This window comes from Oricola cellulosilytica (assembly GCF_019966575.1).
GTDB lineage: Bacteria > Pseudomonadota > Alphaproteobacteria > Rhizobiales > Rhizobiaceae > Oricola > Oricola cellulosilytica.
Genome location: NZ_JAINFK010000007.1, coordinates 161038 through 176215 on the forward strand (window position 1 = coordinate 161038; position 15178 = coordinate 176215).

18 protein-coding genes and 1 tRNA gene are annotated in these 15178 nt (G+C 59.3%); 13 read left to right on the forward strand and 6 right to left on the reverse strand.

Annotated elements, in window-relative coordinates:
• Nucleotides 1–1026, reverse strand: coding sequence for a GTP 3',8-cyclase MoaA (gene moaA / locus LC298_RS16470; protein WP_223385707.1), 1026 nt, complete (start codon nucleotides 1024–1026; stop codon nucleotides 1–3).
• Between the two features lie 104 nt (nucleotides 1027–1130).
• Between moaA and LC298_RS16475 the strand changes: the two genes are divergently transcribed.
• Both LC298_RS16475 and LC298_RS16480 read left to right on the forward strand, forming a co-directional pair.
• The gene (locus LC298_RS16475; protein WP_131570758.1) at nucleotides 1131–1490 is read left to right on the forward strand and encodes a gamma-butyrobetaine hydroxylase family protein; all 360 of its coding nucleotides are present in this window, start codon (nucleotides 1131–1133) and stop codon (nucleotides 1488–1490) included.
• Nucleotides 1487–2107, forward strand: coding sequence for a pyridoxamine 5'-phosphate oxidase family protein (locus tag LC298_RS16480; protein WP_131570756.1), 621 nt, complete (start codon nucleotides 1487–1489; stop codon nucleotides 2105–2107). The genes LC298_RS16475 and LC298_RS16480 overlap by 4 nt, the downstream gene beginning before the upstream one ends.
• A 4-nt stretch (nucleotides 2108–2111) precedes the next feature.
• Here the strand turns inward: LC298_RS16480 and LC298_RS16485 are convergent, their stop codons facing one another.
• Nucleotides 2112–3728, reverse strand: a complete 1617-nt coding sequence (locus LC298_RS16485; RefSeq protein WP_131570754.1) for a fumarate hydratase — start codon at nucleotides 3726–3728, stop codon at nucleotides 2112–2114.
• Nucleotides 3729–4207: 479 nt separating this feature from the next.
• On the opposite strand from LC298_RS16485, the gene LC298_RS16490 reads away from it, so the two are divergent.
• Nucleotides 4208–5095: a CBS domain-containing protein gene (locus LC298_RS16490; protein WP_158284801.1), complete on the forward strand. Its 888-nt coding sequence runs from the start codon at nucleotides 4208–4210 to the stop codon at nucleotides 5093–5095.
• 22 nt (nucleotides 5096–5117) lie between these two features.
• On the opposite strand, the gene LC298_RS16495 is transcribed toward LC298_RS16490, so the two are convergent.
• Both LC298_RS16495 and LC298_RS16500 read right to left on the reverse strand, forming a co-directional pair.
• Nucleotides 5118–5192, reverse strand: a tRNA-Val gene (locus LC298_RS16495).
• A gap of 47 nt (nucleotides 5193–5239) precedes the next feature.
• The gene (locus LC298_RS16500; protein WP_131570749.1) at nucleotides 5240–5929 is read right to left on the reverse strand and encodes a phosphoglycolate phosphatase; all 690 of its coding nucleotides are present in this window, start codon (nucleotides 5927–5929) and stop codon (nucleotides 5240–5242) included.
• Between the two features lie 140 nt (nucleotides 5930–6069).
• On the opposite strand from LC298_RS16500, the gene rpiA reads away from it, so the two are divergent.
• From rpiA to gor, 3 genes are all read left to right on the forward strand, one after another.
• Nucleotides 6070–6771, forward strand: a complete 702-nt coding sequence (rpiA, locus tag LC298_RS16505) for a ribose-5-phosphate isomerase RpiA (protein ID WP_131570747.1) — start codon at nucleotides 6070–6072, stop codon at nucleotides 6769–6771.
• A gap of 57 nt (nucleotides 6772–6828) precedes the next feature.
• Nucleotides 6829–7404 (forward strand): DUF2059 domain-containing protein, encoded by a 576-nt coding sequence (locus tag LC298_RS16510; RefSeq protein WP_158284800.1) that lies wholly within the window; start codon nucleotides 6829–6831, stop codon nucleotides 7402–7404.
• A 115-nt stretch (nucleotides 7405–7519) separates the two neighbouring features.
• Nucleotides 7520–8911: a glutathione-disulfide reductase gene (gene gor, locus LC298_RS16515; protein WP_131570743.1), complete on the forward strand. Its 1392-nt coding sequence runs from the start codon at nucleotides 7520–7522 to the stop codon at nucleotides 8909–8911.
• Here the strand turns inward: gor and LC298_RS16520 are convergent.
• Entirely contained in the window at nucleotides 8908–9759 is an 852-nt protein-coding gene (locus LC298_RS16520; protein WP_131571153.1) for an alpha/beta hydrolase family protein, read from the reverse strand. The genes gor and LC298_RS16520 overlap by 4 nt on opposite strands.
• A gap of 160 nt (nucleotides 9760–9919) precedes the next feature.
• Here LC298_RS16520 and LC298_RS16525 point away from each other — a divergent pair, with 160 nt between their 5' ends.
• The 4 genes from LC298_RS16525 (at nucleotide 9920) to LC298_RS16540 (ending at nucleotide 13448) form a co-directional block, all read left to right on the forward strand.
• A complete protein-coding gene (locus LC298_RS16525) occupies nucleotides 9920–10543 on the forward strand; it encodes a gamma-glutamylcyclotransferase family protein (RefSeq protein ID WP_131570740.1) in 624 nt (207 codons plus the stop codon).
• Between the two features lie 125 nt (nucleotides 10544–10668).
• The gene (locus LC298_RS16530; RefSeq protein WP_131570738.1) at nucleotides 10669–12048 is read left to right on the forward strand and encodes a class II 3-deoxy-7-phosphoheptulonate synthase; all 1380 of its coding nucleotides are present in this window, start codon (nucleotides 10669–10671) and stop codon (nucleotides 12046–12048) included.
• Nucleotides 12049–12139: 91 nt separating this feature from the next.
• Entirely contained in the window at nucleotides 12140–12544 is a 405-nt protein-coding gene (locus LC298_RS16535; RefSeq protein ID WP_131570736.1) for a GFA family protein, read from the forward strand.
• Nucleotides 12545–12650: 106 nt separating this feature from the next.
• Nucleotides 12651–13448, forward strand: coding sequence for a DODA-type extradiol aromatic ring-opening family dioxygenase (locus LC298_RS16540; RefSeq protein ID WP_131570734.1), 798 nt, complete (start codon nucleotides 12651–12653; stop codon nucleotides 13446–13448).
• A 202-nt stretch (nucleotides 13449–13650) separates the two neighbouring features.
• Here the strand turns inward: LC298_RS16540 and LC298_RS16545 are convergent, their stop codons facing one another.
• Nucleotides 13651–13935 (reverse strand): acylphosphatase, encoded by a 285-nt coding sequence (locus LC298_RS16545; protein ID WP_131570732.1) that lies wholly within the window; start codon nucleotides 13933–13935, stop codon nucleotides 13651–13653.
• Between the two features lie 261 nt (nucleotides 13936–14196).
• Between LC298_RS16545 and LC298_RS16550 the strand changes: the two genes are divergently transcribed.
• The 3 genes from LC298_RS16550 to LC298_RS16560 all read left to right on the forward strand — a co-directional run bounded on the left by LC298_RS16550 (nucleotide 14197) and on the right by LC298_RS16560 (nucleotide 15110).
• Complete coding sequence (locus tag LC298_RS16550) at nucleotides 14197–14403, forward strand: cold-shock protein (RefSeq protein WP_131570730.1); 207 nt, start codon at nucleotides 14197–14199, stop codon at nucleotides 14401–14403.
• A 173-nt stretch (nucleotides 14404–14576) separates the two neighbouring features.
• Nucleotides 14577–14825, forward strand: coding sequence for a 30S ribosomal protein S21 (gene rpsU, locus LC298_RS16555; protein ID WP_131570728.1), 249 nt, complete (start codon nucleotides 14577–14579; stop codon nucleotides 14823–14825).
• Nucleotides 14826–14834: 9 nt separating this feature from the next.
• Nucleotides 14835–15110, forward strand: a complete 276-nt coding sequence (locus tag LC298_RS16560; RefSeq protein WP_131570725.1) for a hypothetical protein — start codon at nucleotides 14835–14837, stop codon at nucleotides 15108–15110.
• Nucleotides 15111–15178 lie beyond the last annotated feature (68 nt).

Consider the following 15178-nt stretch of genomic DNA (forward strand, 5'->3'; position numbering starts at 1 on the left):
TTAGCCGCCCGTTACGCTCATGTGTCTTGATACCGAAGGGCGCCGGGTTCTGCGGTCGATAATGAAATCGTGCCCCTTCGGCTTGCGTCCGATGGCTTCGTCAATTGCGTTGGAAAGGGCCTCGTTGCCCTCGGACGCGCGAAGCGGCTCCCGCAGATCGGCGGCGTCCTCCTGGCCGAGGCACATGTACAACGTGCCGGTGCAGGTCAGGCGAACGCGATTGCAAGTCTCGCAGAAATTGTGGGTCATCGGTGTGATAAAGCCGAGCTTGCCGCCTGTCTCCTCTACCTGCACGTAGCGCGCCGGACCGCCAGTCTTGTAGGGAGTGTCGTGAAGCGTGAAATGTTCCTCCAATTGCGCGCGAAGAAGCGACAACGGCATATACTGGTCGGTGCGGTCCTCGTCGATTTCACCCATCGGCATGGTCTCGATTACGGTCATGTCCATGCCTTGGCCGTGGGCCCACCGCATCATCTCCGGGATTTCCTCGTCATTGAAGCCCTTCAGGGCGACGGCATTGATCTTGACCTTCAGACCGGCGGCGCGGGCTGCCTCAAGTCCAGTCAACACGCGCGACAGGTCACCCCAGCGGGTGATCTGCCGAAACTTATCCGGGTCGAGTGTATCGATCGAAACGTTAATGCGGCGCACGCCATGGGCGAAAAGCTCGTCGGCATAGCGAGAAAGCTGCGATCCGTTGGTCGTCAGCGTGAGTTCCTCAAGAGCGCCGGAGCGCAAGTGGCGACCGAGCTGCTGGATGAGATGCATGATGTTCTTGCGAACGAGGGGCTCTCCACCGGTTAGCCGCAGCTTGCGGACCCCCTTCTCGACGAAGGCGGTGCATAGCCTATCCAGTTCTTCGAGGGTGAGCAGGTCCTTCTTCGGCAGGAAGGTCATGTGTTCCGACATGCAGTATGTGCAGCGGAAATCACAGCGGTCGGTCACGGACACGCGCAGATAGGTGATGTCACGGCCGTACGGGTCGGTCATCGTCGGCAGGTTCGGTAGTTTGATGTGGTCCTGCATGTGCAATTCGAAGCGATGTTGTCCTTATTCAGTGTTGATGTCATAGCCCAATCCGTCAAGGGATGGGAAGGCCGACATTCGTCCAGTCGGGAAGGAAAGCAATCATGGCGGAACAAAGTGTGTGGCCGAGGGAATTGCGTGTGTCCAAGGACCGCAGGCTGCTGACGGTGAAATTCAACACCGGCGAGAAACACGAACTGACTGCCGAGATGTTGCGCGTTCTGTCTCCTTCGGCGGAGGTCCAGGGCCACTCTCCCGATCAGCGCATTACGGTAGGCGGCAAGAAAAATGTCGAAATCATGCAGATGAAGCCGGTCGGAAATTACGCTGTCCGCATCGTTTTCGACGATCTGCACGATACCGGCATATACTCATGGTCCTATCTTCTGGAACTCGGCCGCGAGAAGGGCGAACGTTGGGCCGCGCATCTAAGGGAACTGGAGGAAAAGGGCCTCACCCGATGACATCCTTCAAGCCCGTGACCGGCCTTCAGGAGCTGGAATCGATTTACGGCGCTCCGGGCGAGGCGTCGCTGCTGAAGATCGCCGACCGGATCACGCCGGAATACCGGGCGTTGCTGGAAGCCTCGCCCTTTTTCGCGCTTGCGACCGTCGGGCCGGCACGGATCGACTGCTCGCCGCGCGGCGAGTTGGGCGGCGCGTTCCGGATCGCGGACGAAAAGACGCTGATCATCCCGGACTGGCGCGGCAACAACAGGATCGACAGCCTGCGCAACATCGTGCGCGATCCGCGGGTGGCGCTGCTGTTGCTTATCCCCGGATCGCAGACGACAATCCGAATGAACGGCACGGCCATTGTGACGGTGGACGAGGGCCTTCTGGCGAGTTTCGAGAGGGATGGCAAGAGGCCGCGTTCGGCGGTAATTGTCAGCGTCAACGAGGTTTACACGCAATGCGGCAGAGCGGTGCTGCGCGCCGAATTGTGGAATCCGGCGCATCATGTTTATCCGAAGGAGCTCCCGACGCCGGGCGACGTTCTCAGGGCGCAATCGCGTGGCGTCTTCGATTCCGAAACCTACGACAGGGAATGGGCGGGCCGCGCGGAAAAGACCATGTGGTGAGCGGTCATCCGAGGTTCAGTTCCCTGAAAAAGTCGTTGCCCTTGTCGTCGATCACGATGAAGGCGGGAAAGTTCTCGACCTCGATCCGCCAGATCGCCTCCATGCCGAGTTCGGGATACTCGACGACTTCGACGTTCCTGATGCACTCTTGGGCGAGACGGGCGGCCGGCCCGCCGATCGAGCCCAGATAGAAACCGCCGTGCCGGGCGCAGGCCTCGCGCACGGCGCGCGACCGGTTGCCCTTGGCGAGCATCACCATTGATCCGCCGAAGGACTGGAACTGGTCGACATAGGAATCCATGCGGCCGGCTGTGGTCGGCCCGAACGAGCCGGACGCGTAGCCTCCCGGCGTCTTTGCCGGCCCGGCATAGTAGATCGGGTGGTTTTTGAAATAGTCCGGCATCGGTTCGCCAGCCTCGAGCCGGGCGCGGATCTTCGAGTGCGCCAGATCGCGGGCAACGATGATAGAGCCGGAAAGAGAAAGGCGGGTTTTAACCGGGTGTCTTGTCAGGTCGGCGAGGATTTCTCCCATCGGCCGATTGAGATCGACCTTCACGACATTCGATGACAGTGTGTCCTCGTCGATATCCGGCATATACTTCGACGGATTGGTTTCCAATTGCTCGACGAGAATGCCGTCCTTCGTGATCTTGCCGAGCGCCTGGCGGTCGGCCGAGCACGAGACGCCGAGACCGATCGGCAGGGATGCGCCGTGGCGGGGCAGGCGGATCACGCGCACGTCGTGGCAGAAATACTTGCCGCCGAACTGGGCGCCAACCCCGGTCGCCTGTGTCGCCCTGTGGATCTCGGCTTCCATCTCCAGGTCGCGGAAGGCGTGGCCCGATTCCGAACCTTCTGTCGGCAGCGTGTCGAGATAACGCGTCGAGGCGAGCTTGACCGTCTTAAGGTTCATTTCGGCGGACGTGCCGCCGATGACGATGGCGAGGTGATAGGGCGGACAGGCGGCAGTACCGAGCGTCAGGATCTTCTCCTTGAGGAACCCGACCATCCGGTCATGCGTCAGCAACGACGGCGTGCCCTGGTAGAGGAAAGTCTTGTTGGCAGACCCGCCGCCCTTGGCGACAAACAGAAACTTGTACGCGTCCTCACCCTCCTCATAGATATCGATTTGGGCCGGCAGGTTGTTGCGGGTGTTCTTCTCCTCGAACATCGACAGCGGCGCGAGCTGCGAATAGCGCAGGTTCCGCTTGGTATAGGCGTCGAGAACGCCTGCGCCCAGGGCGTCCTCGTCACCGCCATCGGTCCAGACCTTTCGCCCCTTCTTGCCCATGATGATCGCCGTACCGGTGTCCTGGCACATCGGCAGCACCCCGCCGGCGGCGATATTGGCGTTCTTCAGTAGGTCGTAGGCGACGAAGCGATCATTGTCCGTTGCTTCCGGGTCGTCGAGGATTGCCGCAAGCTGCTTCAGATGGCCGGGACGGAGCAGGTGATTGATGTCGCCGAACGCCCTTTCCGACAGGAGCCGCAGGCCCTCCCTCTCGACTACGAGAACTTCCTCGCCGCGGAACGTGTCGACCGAAACGTGCTCGTCCGTCAGCTTGCGCCACCGTGTATCGGCCTCCCGGAGGGGAAAGAGTGTATTCAGCTCGGATGCCATTCGTTTGCTCCTTGAGCGTTATGGGCAGGTCGCTTCATACCGCAGCGGCGCCCGATGGCAATGGCGTGATCCGAGCCCGCATCCCTTGTCAATTGGGTGGCCGCGGCAAGACGGTCGTGCCGCAATCGGCTGCGCCACAACCCGTGCAAATGATGCGAAAGGCGATGCGGCGGAGCGCAACGCTCCCGCCAAAGCTGCTGCGCAAGCGCTGGAGATCGACGCTGGCCCGTGTGCCACATGTCCGGCAAATTGCAATGGCGCTTGTGCGCTCTTTCAGCAATTCATCGATCGAATAGGTATCGTTAAGGCGGTTCGTCACGAGATCCGACAAGTTGAAGGCGCACCGCAGAATGGCGCAAAATCAACCCGATATCAAACGAGCTGGTGCATAAAATATTAAGGTGCGACTGATACGATCGTCCAGTGTTAGGCGATTGGGGAGGCGGGGCCAGATGCGAATTCGAGAACTGTTCTCAGAGATGAGCCAGCCGGATCTCAAATCCGCTCGCTCGGACATGGAACTGGCTTCGGCTGCGCAAATATTATGCGCGAACAACATCGGCGCGCTTCCCGTCATCGGAGATCAAGGCGACGTTATTGGGATCGTCTCCGAGCGCGATATTGTTCGATCGATCGTAAATTGCCGGACGGAGTTTTTCTCGAAACGGGTGGACGAGGTCATGACCAGATCGGTGATCACCTGTGGTCCGGACGATCTTACCGAAGACGTTTATGAAGTGCTCAGTGTGAAGCAAATACGCCACATCCCCGTCGTAGAAGAGGGGCGGATGTACGGAATGCTCAGCATTCGTGACTTTGAGAATGCACACCGGCGTCTCCGTGCCCAGGCTCTGACGGACAGCCTCACCGGATTGCACAATCTGCGGCATTTTCTCGGCATCCTCGACAATGAATTCAATCGTTACAGGCGCTTCCAGTCCCCATTGGCGGTGGCGACGATCGAGGTTTTCCCAAGCGATGAATTCAATAGCCACGCGGCAAGCGACGGGCTACTGCGGAAGCTGGCCGGGCTGATTACCGAACAGACACGAGCATATGATTCTGTTGGTCGCACGGGGGATCATCGGTTCGGGCTGATTTTGCCCAATACCGACGCGCGGACGGCTAACCGGGCGTGCGAGCGCCTGCTCTGGGCATTGAGAACCTCTGCGTCCCGGGTGGCTGGGGACGCGCCGGACTATCGCGTCAGCATAGGTCTGGCGTTCGGAAACAGGCGTAACTGCGACGGCAGAAGCATCTTGGAACGTGCGGACAAACTCGCGGAAACCGCTGGCGCAAATGGTGGCGACTGCATTGAAGCGGATGAGCTCGCCCAGCCGACCGAGGACAGTGCAAGCGCGGCATAAACATTACATTTCGCGGAGAAAATGGTGGGCGATACTGGGATTGAACCAGTGACCCCTCCCGTGTGAAGGGAGTGCTCTCCCGCTGAGCTAATCGCCCTGCCTTTGGCGCAGGCGCGCGGGTATAGGCTTCGCGCTTTGCGGAAGTCAACAGGGCTGCACGGCAGCGTTGATCAACTCGTTGACAAGTTCGGTATCGAGCGCAGCATAGTGCGAAATGATTCTGTCGGGCTTGAATTCGCAGACGTCGCGCTCCGTGTAGCCGAAATCGACGGCGACAACAGGAATTCCGGCGGCTTTCGCCGTAACGATATCGGTTTCACTGTCTCCCAGCATCACTGCGCGGTTCCGGTCTCCGCCAGCCCTGTCGATCGTGCCCGTCAGATGAGCCGGGTCGGGTTTTCGCACAGTGAACGTATCCTGGCCACAGATCGCGGAAAAGATCTTGTCGATCTTGAGGGCCTGCAGCAGATCTACGGCGTTGTGTTCTGTCTTGTTCGTACAGACCGCGACAAGAAATCCGGCGGACTTCAGATCGTCTATCGCTGCCAGAACGCCATCGTAGGGGCGCGACTTGCCGGGCATATTTTGGCGATAGTGTACCAGAAACCGGTCGAGAAGAGCGTCGATTTCCTTGGTCGCGGCTTCCCTGCCGGTTGACGAATACGCCCGCTCGATCATCGCGCGGGCACCTTGACCGACATAGCGGTGGAAACCTTCCGCATTGACCGCTCCGACGCCAGCGGATGCGAGGGCATGATTGAGGCTGTCGATGAGATCGGGTGCCGTATGGACTAGCGTTCCATCAAGATCAAAAACCACGATCGGAGGGGGCATTGACATTTTCCGTTTGAATTCTCGGCGAAGCACTAGCTGTCGGACAATCTCTTTGCAACGGATGTGAGGCGCATTGCCGGTTGGCCTGTGCCAGGCGGCGTGTTAACCGAGGCGCCGAAATCGGGGAAATACAACTGTCCATGTCGTCAGACGAATTGAAACGCGCCGCTGCGCAGGCCGCTCTGTCATACGTGAGCGAAGGCATGAAGATCGGCATCGGCACGGGAAGCACGGCGGAAGCTTTCATCCACTTGCTTGCCGAAAGGGTCGGGGATGGGTTTCATGTAACCGGCATTCCAACCTCGGAGCGATCAGCGCGCCTTTGCATCGAACTTGGCGTGCCCCTTTCCAGCCTCGACGAATCCCCGAGTCTCGATTTGGCGATCGACGGCGCCGACGAGATCGATGCCTCTCTCAATCTGATCAAGGGGGGCGGCGGCGCTTTGCTTCGCGAGAAAATCGTCGCCCATGCGTCGTCGCGCTTCATCGTTATTGCTGACGAGAGCAAGCTGGTCCCGGCGCTGGGCTCATTTCCCCTGCCGATTGAGGTCAATCCGTTCGGACTGGAGGCAACCCGCGGCGCAGCTCAACGCGCATACGACTCCCTGGGATATTCCGGCGAATTGCGGCTCCGTGTTCGCGATGGTCAGCCGTACGAAACGGATGGCGGGCACTTCATACTCGACGCATCATTCGGCCACATTTCCGACCCAAAGGCACTGTCTGACGCGCTGCACCTCATTCCGGGTGTGGTGGAGCACGGGCTCTTCATCGGCATGACGACGGTAGCGATCGTTGCCGGCGCGGATGGGGTCAGAACACTTGTCGCGGCGGGCGCCTGATGTCAGGCCACTACGGAATCTGAGGAACTGGAGTTCAACAAGAAAATGATGTTATCGATGAAAGACCGAATTCGCAGGGCCGCATATGCGGCTGCGGTCGTTTCCGCCGTAATGCCGGGCGCCGCGCATGCGCAGGAGCCATCCGACGCGCATATCGCCGCGGCCAGAAACGCGATTTCGGCTCTTGGCGCAACCGATCCCTTTGATGACATACTGCCTGCCGCTGCGCTCGGCCTCAAAGGCCGTCTCATCGCGAACAACCCGGATCTCGAGGACCAAATATCCGATATCGTGGATTCCGAGACGTTAGCGATGGTCTCCCGCCGTTCAGCTCTCGAGGAAGAGGCGGCCCGCATTTATGCGTCAGCCTTCACGGAAGAGGATCTGAAGATGATCGCGGAGTTCTATGAGACCGAGGCCGGGCAGAAGCTTCTACAGAACGGTCCTATCGTATCACGCGAAGTCAACGGGGCCGTTTCGGTCTGGGCGCGGGGCATTGAGCGCGATCTGCTGCAAAACGTTGTTGCCAAGATGAACGAGGCCGGTTTGCGGGCAAATGTCGAAGGCGCTGCCCCGGGCGGAAGCACCGCGCCTTTGGAAGGCGCACCGGCACAGGGCGCGACCCAGAACTGATCACCACAGCTACGCGAATTTATGGGATGGCCCGGTGCTTGCGCCGGGCCTTTCGTTTTTTCGTTCCTTCCACTATGCGGGAATGGCTTACCGCCCCCGCAAGGAGATTGGATTTATGGCGACGCGAGACTACGACCTGTTCGTGATTGGCGGAGGATCGGGCGGCGTGCGCGCTGCGCGTCTTGCCGGGGGCATGGGTAAGCGGGTCGGCCTTGCCGAGGAATACCGCATGGGCGGAACGTGCGTGATACGCGGATGCGTTCCCAAGAAACTGTTCGTTTACGCGTCTCAATTTTCAGAACATTTCGAGGACGCACCCGGTTATGGCTGGACGGTTGCCGAAACTTCGTTCGACTGGCCAACCCTGATCGCCAATAAGGATCGCGAGGTGGCGCGGCTCGAGGGGCTTTACCGGGGCGGCCTAGAAAAGAACAAGGTAGAGATACACGACACCCGTGCCCGTCTGGTTTCGCCACACGAAATTTTGCTCGAGGCCTCCGGCAGGACGGTCACCGCCGACCAGATATTGATTGCGACTGGAGGGCGGCCGAATTTGCACGAAGCGCTTGACGGCCACGAGTTTTGCATCACCTCGAACGGTGCTTTCAGCTTGGACGCCTTGCCCAAGGCAATCATTGTTGCCGGCGGCGGCTATATTGCCGTCGAGTTCGCCAATATCTTTCATGGTCTCGGCGTAGAGACGACCCTAGTTTATCGCGGCCAGAAGATACTCGGCGGGTTTGATGACGACCTGCGCGATCATCTTCAGCAGACGATGATTGCCAAGGGCATCAACGTTATCTGCCACCAGATTTTCGACAAGGTCGAAAGGCGGGCCGACGGCCGTCTCGACGCGCATCTCCTCAACGGAGATATGTTAACGGCGGACCAGGTGATGCTTGCCCTTGGCCGGGTGCCGAACACGGGGGGGCTAGGTCTCGATCACGCCGGCGTTCACACCGACATCCTGGGAGCCATCACTGTCGATGACTATTCGCGCACGAATGTCGACCATATCTGGGCGGTCGGGGACGTCACCAACAGGGTGCAATTAACTCCCGTCGCGATCCACGAGGCCATGTGTTTTCTCGAAACGGCATTTAAAGGTAACCCCACGAAGCCTGATTTCGAAACCATCGCCACCGCTGTATTCTCGCAGCCGGAGATCGGTACCGTCGGATTAACGGAGGAGCAAGCGGCGGAACGGTATGGCGATCTCGAGATCTACAAGGCGACGTTCCGTCCGATGCATCACGTGCTGCCCGATCGCCAGGAAAAGATGCTGGTCAAGCTGATAGTCGACGTGCAGAGCCGCGTCGTCGTCGGTGCGCATATGGTCGGGCCGGCTGCCGGGGAGATGGCACAATTGCTGGGAATTTCCCTCAAGGCGCGCTGCACGAAGGAGCATTTCGACGCCACCATGGCGGTCCATCCGACAGCGGCGGAAGAATTTGTGACGATGTATGAACCGACCTATCGGGTTAAATCCGGCAAGAAGGCAGCCTAGCCGTCGAGCAGCCAGTCGGTAAGGCGAGGCCATAGCGTGTCGGCGAACCGTCTGCGGAAGAACCCGAGGTGGCCTATCTGCGCCCCGTCGGCGTCCTCGGGACCGAGCCAAAGCTGCTCCACAGGTGCTCTATCGTAGTAATCCATTAGGCCGGCGTTGGCTTTCGGCGTGCCCCACACGTCATCGGCGAATCCCAGCGAGAGGATCGGCGTTTCGACCGCGGAGAAGCGCTCCGGCAGCTTGAGCGCCGCGTCGTCGAAGAAATAGCGTGGCGAGCGGCACCATCGGGCCCAATCGCGGAACACCGGTCCTGGCATTGGTTCTCCGGTTCCGAGCCAAGCCGGGGTCTTGCCGAAAAGCCATGTGGCGGGAACGCCGATTCCGTTCATCTTAAATAACACGGACCATGGTTCACCAGTGTTGCGCCAGTAACCCGAAAGCGTGGCGACGGCGGCGTACCGAGCGAAGCGGGACGAGCATCCAGAAATGCCCAGCGCCTGCCCACCGTACGAGTGACCGATGCCCACCATGGGGTGGCCGGGGTCGACGGCATCCAGCGTTTTCATCGCGGCGGGGAAATCGAGTTGGCCCCAATCGATCATATTTATGCGGCTCGCCCATTTGGCAGGCTCTGGGGAACCGGGAAGTCCGCGGTAGTCGTATGTGAACACCCCGCGGCATCCCAGCTTGATCAGGAAGCGTGCGAAGTGCGAGTAGAACCCTCGTGGGACGGCTGCGGCCGACGATATGAGCACAAGCGGCTTGGCAGGGGTTTCTTGCTGGTTTTCGAACAACGTTCCGGTTAAGGGAAATCCGTCGTCGGCTTTGAATTTAACACCGCGCTCTATCGGTTCGGCAGACAGAAAACCGCTTGCGTTCGTGGTTTGAAGTCCGCTTGGCATCGATTCTCCCGTGCCGTTGAATGGAAGTCCGCCGAGAAAGTTACCATTTACGTAAACGTCAAAATCAACTCCAAGAATACGCATGCTGAACCAAACTGATCTTCATATGTGGGACGAAATCGGTCGAGCGGCCGCGAAGGGCGACCTGTTTGCCTATTTTGGGTATGGATCGCTGGTGAACCGCGCCACCCACCGTACCCGTATCCTCGGTGCGGCGAAGGCGTCAGTGCGCGGCTGGAGGCGTCATTGGCAGGCTCGTCCCGATCCATCGGAGGAGGGCCTATCGTTCCTCAGTGTGAAACCGGATGTCGAAGCGGGGCACGATTTGCCTGGTCTGCTGGTTTTCGATCATATTGAAAATCTTGATGCGCTGGACCGGCGTGAGTTGGGATACGATCGGCGAGTCGTCGCACGCAATGCGATCGTGTTTTCGGGCGATTTCGAGTTCGACGGCCCCGTCTTTATTTACGAAGCCCGCCCGCCGGCCCGTCGTGACGCCCATCACTCAATCCTGCAAAGCTATCTTGATGCGGTGTTGCAGGGTTACCTTCGCGAGTATGGAGAAGACCATGTGCGGCGCTTCATTTTGGAGACGCACGCCTTTGATACTCCAGTCATTCAAGATCGGCACGTACCGCGTTATACGCGCCATGTCCTGCTCGAGGCAGAGGAGCGCGCATTTATCGACAGCATGCTGCGAGAACATGGAGTTTCGCAAGTCGAGGCCTGAGAACATAGGGCAATCCATGCTGGTAACGCGGGATCGATTGGCCTATATGGGCGCATCGGTCGGGCAGGGGCTGGGCCACCGTCCCGCCGAGATCACCTGTGAGAGACGAATGCGAGCGAAGTACGATGGCACAGACGTGGACACCTGACAGTTGGAGAAGCAAGCCGATCATGCAGGTTCCGACCTATCCGGATCAAACGGTTCTGGAGAATGTCGAGTCGCGTCTGCGCACCTATCCCCCGCTCGTTTTCGCGGGCGAGGCGCGGGCATTGCGCAGTCACCTTGCCGAGGTCTGTGAAGGGAAGGGCTTTCTGTTGCAGGGCGGCGATTGCGCCGAAAGCTTCGCTGAGCACGGGGCCGACACCATTCGCGACTTTTTTCGCGTCTTCCTGCAGATGGCGATTGTGTTGACATTCGGCGGTTCAAAGCCCGTCGTGAAGGTCGGACGCATTGCCGGGCAGTTTGCCAAGCCGCGCTCCTCCGACATCGAAACCAAGGATGGTGTGCAACTTCCATCCTATCGCGGCGATATCGTTAACGGAATCGACTTTGACGAACAGTCCCGCGTTCCAGATCCAAATCGGCAGGAGATGGCCTACCGTCAGTCAGCGGCCACGCTCAACCTTCTGCGCGCTTTCGCACAAGGGGGCTATGCGAACCTCGAAAACGTCCATCAGTGGATGCTAGGCTTTGTCGGCGACAGTCCACAAGGCGAGCGTTACCGCGCGCTTGCCGACCGGATATCCGAGACGATGGATTTCATGCGGTCGATCGGCATCACTGCCGATCACTATGCGCGCCTCCGCGAAACCGAATTCTACACCAGCCATGAGGCGCTGCTGCTCGGCTACGAGGAAGCGCTGACCCGTGTCGATTCAACCTCTGGCGACTGGTACACAACTTCCGGACATATGATCTGGATCGGTGATCGCACACGGCAGGCGGATCACGCACATGTGGAGTTCTGCCGCGGGATCAAGAACCCGATCGGACTGAAATGCGGACCGTCGCTTGAAGCTGATGATCTGATCAACCTGATCGATATCCTCAATCCGGCGAACGAGCCGGGTCGTTTGACTTTGATCGCGCGTTTTGGGCACGAGAAGGTCGCGGACCATCTCCCACGACTGCTCCGTGCAGTAGAACGGGAGGGCAAGAAAGTCGTCTGGTCCTGCGATCCGATGCACGGCAACACCATCACGGCGAACGGCTACAAGACACGACCGTTCGAGCGGGTGCTTTCGGAAGTCGAGCACTTCTTCCAGATCCATCGCGCCGAGGGTACTTATCCGGGCGGCATTCATGTCGAGATGACGGGCAAGAACGTCACTGAATGCACGGGCGGCGCGCGCGCGATCAGCGCTGAGGACCTCCAGGATCGCTATCATACCCACTGCGATCCAAGGCTCAATGCGGATCAAGCGCTTGAGCTGGCGTTTTTGGTCGCAGAAAACCTGAAGAATGGGCGTGGAAGCGGCGATCAGAAGGTTGCGGTCAACGCCTGATATTGCGACGGCTGCCGTCGTCCACCGGCAATTCCCGAGCGCGAGGACGGTCGATGATCGTCCCTGTTTCTCTTGATGGGCGAGTGTGAAAATGACCGATGGGATCTCCGGCGGATGCCACTGTGGTGCGGTTTCATTTCGGGCGAATGGCCCGATGCGAGATATCATCTATTGCCACTGCACCCAGTGCAGAAAACAGAGCGGCCATTTCGTCGCCGCAACCAGTTGCGCCGACAGCGAATTGTCGATCGAGGGCGCGGAATATCTGACGTGGTACGCGGCGTCCGCGGAAGCGAAGCGGGGGTTTTGCCGTACGTGCGGAGCAGCGCTTTTTTGGAAACGGAACGAAAGCGGCCGGACCTCGATCATGGCCGGCTCGTTCGATATTCCGTCCGGTCTGAAGGCCAGCCACCACATCTTCGTCGCCGACAAGGGCGATTACTACGAAATCGCCGATAGGTTGCCGCAATACCCAGCCGGGGAAGCCCGATTGTGATTTGGGCGCCGCCCGCCTCGTCTCCGATCGATGAACGATAAGTCTATGTCCCGGTTCTCGCATGCGGGGCATGGCCGTATTATGTCCGCGGCAAAGGAGAATCCCTATGGGCAACATGCCAAGCGTATTCATCTCCCACGGCGGACCCAATGTCGTTATTGAACCGTCGGAGGCTCATGACTTCCTCGCGTCGCTCGGGAAACTGGTGCCGCGGCCGAAGGCGATTGTGATCGTTTCGGCGCATTTCGAGACGGACGGGCCGGTCGTGGTGACGGATCCCAATCCGGCGATGATCTATGATTTCGGCGGATTTCAGCAGGAACTCTACGAGAAAGTCTACCCGGCGCCCGGGGAGCCGGAACTGGCAATGCGCGTCGCGAACTTATTGGCAGATTCCGGGCTTTCGCCGCGGACCACTGCCGAGCGCGGCTACGACCATGGCGCGTGGAACCCACTGATCCTGGCGTATCCCGATGCCGACATCCCGGTCGTGCAGCTTTCGATCGATCCGCGCCGCGATGCCGCATACCATTACGCACTGGGCGCGGCGCTCGCGCCGTTGCGTGAAGAAGGGATATTGCTGCTCGGCTCAGGGCATATCACGCACAATCTGCGGGCCATTTTCGCGTCGATCCGTCACGGTAGTACGCCGGATCCTGAGTTGTCTGGAAAGATCGAGGCGTTCACCGGGTGGTTTGCTGAACAGTTTGGAAAGGGCGACCGTGAGGCCATCCTCGACTGGAGGAACCGCGCGCCCTTCATCGCCGAGAACCATCCGACAGACGAGCACTTGATGCCGCTGTTCTTTGCCTATGGCGCTGCGGGTGAAGGGGCGGAGGCGGAACTTGCGCACCACTCCCGCCAATACGGTTTCTTCGCGTGGGATTCTTGGTTCTTCCTCTAGGAATCACTTTTGCCGCAGCAGCTCCCGTTTTCGGAAGGCAGTATGACCCACGACGACAAACCCGCCCGAACTCTCTTGAGGAGCGAAGTGTGCTGCCCGCCGAACTCTATTGCCGTTGTCTCGAGGACAAGGAAGATCTGATTGTTCCCGTGATACTTGATCGCGGGAAATGCGCACTGAAAATCTCTTGAGTTTCTGGACCCTAACGCTTGATTTCGAAACGTGCGCATTCCTCCGGCAACTGGACGGTGTCTGTGGTGATACCGGAGACCCACGCCCCCTTTGGCCCGTCATGTAGGAGTTCGATCATCAGTTCCACGTGATACTTCGGTCCGCATAGAAGCGTCGTGACAGAACCGTCGGTCTCGTTTCGAACCCATCCTGTCAGACCGCGCCGTTGTGCCTCGGCTTGCGTCCATGCGCGAAACGAGACCCCCTGAACCCGACCGGTAACCCTGGCGATCACAGCAATTTTCTCTTCGCTCATTCAGCCTTCCGCTTAGAGTTCCGATTCCGAAGCCGTGCCATGCGGCGGCGACTGGCACTCCCACTAAACACATCATGCCGACTCGGGAGCGAACTTGTAATTGCCTGACATTGCGAGTAAATAGAGATATCGTTGATTTGGCCAGGTTTGGCTTTTCGCGGCGTCAACTGCTTTCGACCCGCCATTTCCTCTCCAATGTTCGATATGTAATCGTGCCGGCGATAGTCGCGGCGCGGACAGATATGTCTAAGGAAGATACGAATGCCGACAGGTACAGTGAAATTCTACAACGGCCAGAAGGGCTATGGCTTCATCGAGCCGGAAGACGGTGGAAAAGACGTCTTCGTTCATGTTAGCGCACTCGAGCGCGCTGGCGTTGGAGGGCTTGCTGAAGGCGACAAGGTTCAGTTCGAAGTCGAGCAGGGTCGTGACGGCCGTAGTTCTGCCGGTAATCTCAAGCTTCTCTGAATTGCTGGCCGCAAGCGCCCTTGTAAGCGCTGCAGGTCGATTGCGATTTTAGGCCGCATACCTATGCGGCTGCAGAGCGGGGTCAATCCCCGCTCTAAAGCATTAATGGTGGTGGGTGCGGCCGGAGCCTTAAGCGGTAGAATGCCCCGGATCGCATCAGGAAAGGATATCCATTGCAAGTTCTCGTACGTGACAACAATGTCGACCAAGCGCTTCGCGTCTTGAAGAAAAAGATGCAGCGCGAGGGCATCTTTCGCGAAATGAAGGCGCGTCGGTCTTATGAAAAGCCGTCTGAAAAGCGGGCTCGCGAAAAAGGTGAGGCCGTGCGCCGGAGTCGCAAGGCCGCTCGAAAGCAGGCGCAACGCGAGGGGTTGCTTCCCGGCCCGAAGCGTAAGCCGCGCCCCACCGGCCCGGCACGTTAGGCGGTACGGATGGAAAAGGAACGGCCTGCTCCGAATCTCACCAAGGATACATTGTTCAAGCGTTCCTCGCGCGCCGAAGACAAATGGGAACAGACGAACTCCGTTTCGCGCGCGATGATGGACGCTGACGAAAACGCCAGACGCAAGAAGACCGAGCGTTTGCGCAAGATGCGGCTCGAAGCAGAGGGTGGCGAGAGCGGACGGGAAGAAGCAGCGCCGGTTCCGGTGAGGAAACGCCAAGCCGTTCCGGGCGCGAAGCGCAGCCTTGCGCTCAAGGACGAATAGTCTCCTCCACCCATTTCCCGTTCGCGCCGTGCGCTTCGTGGTCTTATGGGGGCCTTTCCCGGCAGGGA

What these genes read in the sequence shown, in the direction of transcription:
- moaA (WP_223385707.1), bottom strand. Translation starts at nt 1,026, where the DNA reads ATGCAGGACCACATCAAACTACCGAACCTGCCGACGATGACCGACCCG.
- LC298_RS16475 (WP_131570758.1), top strand. Translation starts at nt 1,131, where the DNA reads ATGGCGGAACAAAGTGTGTGGCCGAGGGAATTGCGTGTGTCCAAGGAC.
- LC298_RS16480 (WP_131570756.1), top strand. Translation starts at nt 1,487, where the DNA reads ATGACATCCTTCAAGCCCGTGACCGGCCTTCAGGAGCTGGAATCGATT.
- LC298_RS16485 (WP_131570754.1), bottom strand. Translation starts at nt 3,728, where the DNA reads ATGGCATCCGAGCTGAATACACTCTTTCCCCTCCGGGAGGCCGATACA.
- LC298_RS16490 (WP_158284801.1), top strand. Translation starts at nt 4,208, where the DNA reads ATGAGCCAGCCGGATCTCAAATCCGCTCGCTCGGACATGGAACTGGCT.
- LC298_RS16500 (WP_131570749.1), bottom strand. Translation starts at nt 5,929, where the DNA reads ATGCCCCCTCCGATCGTGGTTTTTGATCTTGATGGAACGCTAGTCCAT.
- rpiA (WP_131570747.1), top strand. Translation starts at nt 6,070, where the DNA reads ATGTCGTCAGACGAATTGAAACGCGCCGCTGCGCAGGCCGCTCTGTCA.
- LC298_RS16510 (WP_158284800.1), top strand. Translation starts at nt 6,829, where the DNA reads ATGAAAGACCGAATTCGCAGGGCCGCATATGCGGCTGCGGTCGTTTCC.
- gor (WP_131570743.1), top strand. Translation starts at nt 7,520, where the DNA reads ATGGCGACGCGAGACTACGACCTGTTCGTGATTGGCGGAGGATCGGGC.
- LC298_RS16525 (WP_131570740.1), top strand. Translation starts at nt 9,920, where the DNA reads ATGTGGGACGAAATCGGTCGAGCGGCCGCGAAGGGCGACCTGTTTGCC.
- LC298_RS16530 (WP_131570738.1), top strand. Translation starts at nt 10,669, where the DNA reads ATGGCACAGACGTGGACACCTGACAGTTGGAGAAGCAAGCCGATCATG.
- LC298_RS16535 (WP_131570736.1), top strand. Translation starts at nt 12,140, where the DNA reads ATGACCGATGGGATCTCCGGCGGATGCCACTGTGGTGCGGTTTCATTT.
- LC298_RS16540 (WP_131570734.1), top strand. Translation starts at nt 12,651, where the DNA reads ATGGGCAACATGCCAAGCGTATTCATCTCCCACGGCGGACCCAATGTC.
- LC298_RS16545 (WP_131570732.1), bottom strand. Translation starts at nt 13,935, where the DNA reads ATGAGCGAAGAGAAAATTGCTGTGATCGCCAGGGTTACCGGTCGGGTT.
- LC298_RS16550 (WP_131570730.1), top strand. Translation starts at nt 14,197, where the DNA reads ATGCCGACAGGTACAGTGAAATTCTACAACGGCCAGAAGGGCTATGGC.
- LC298_RS16560 (WP_131570725.1), top strand. Translation starts at nt 14,835, where the DNA reads ATGGAAAAGGAACGGCCTGCTCCGAATCTCACCAAGGATACATTGTTC.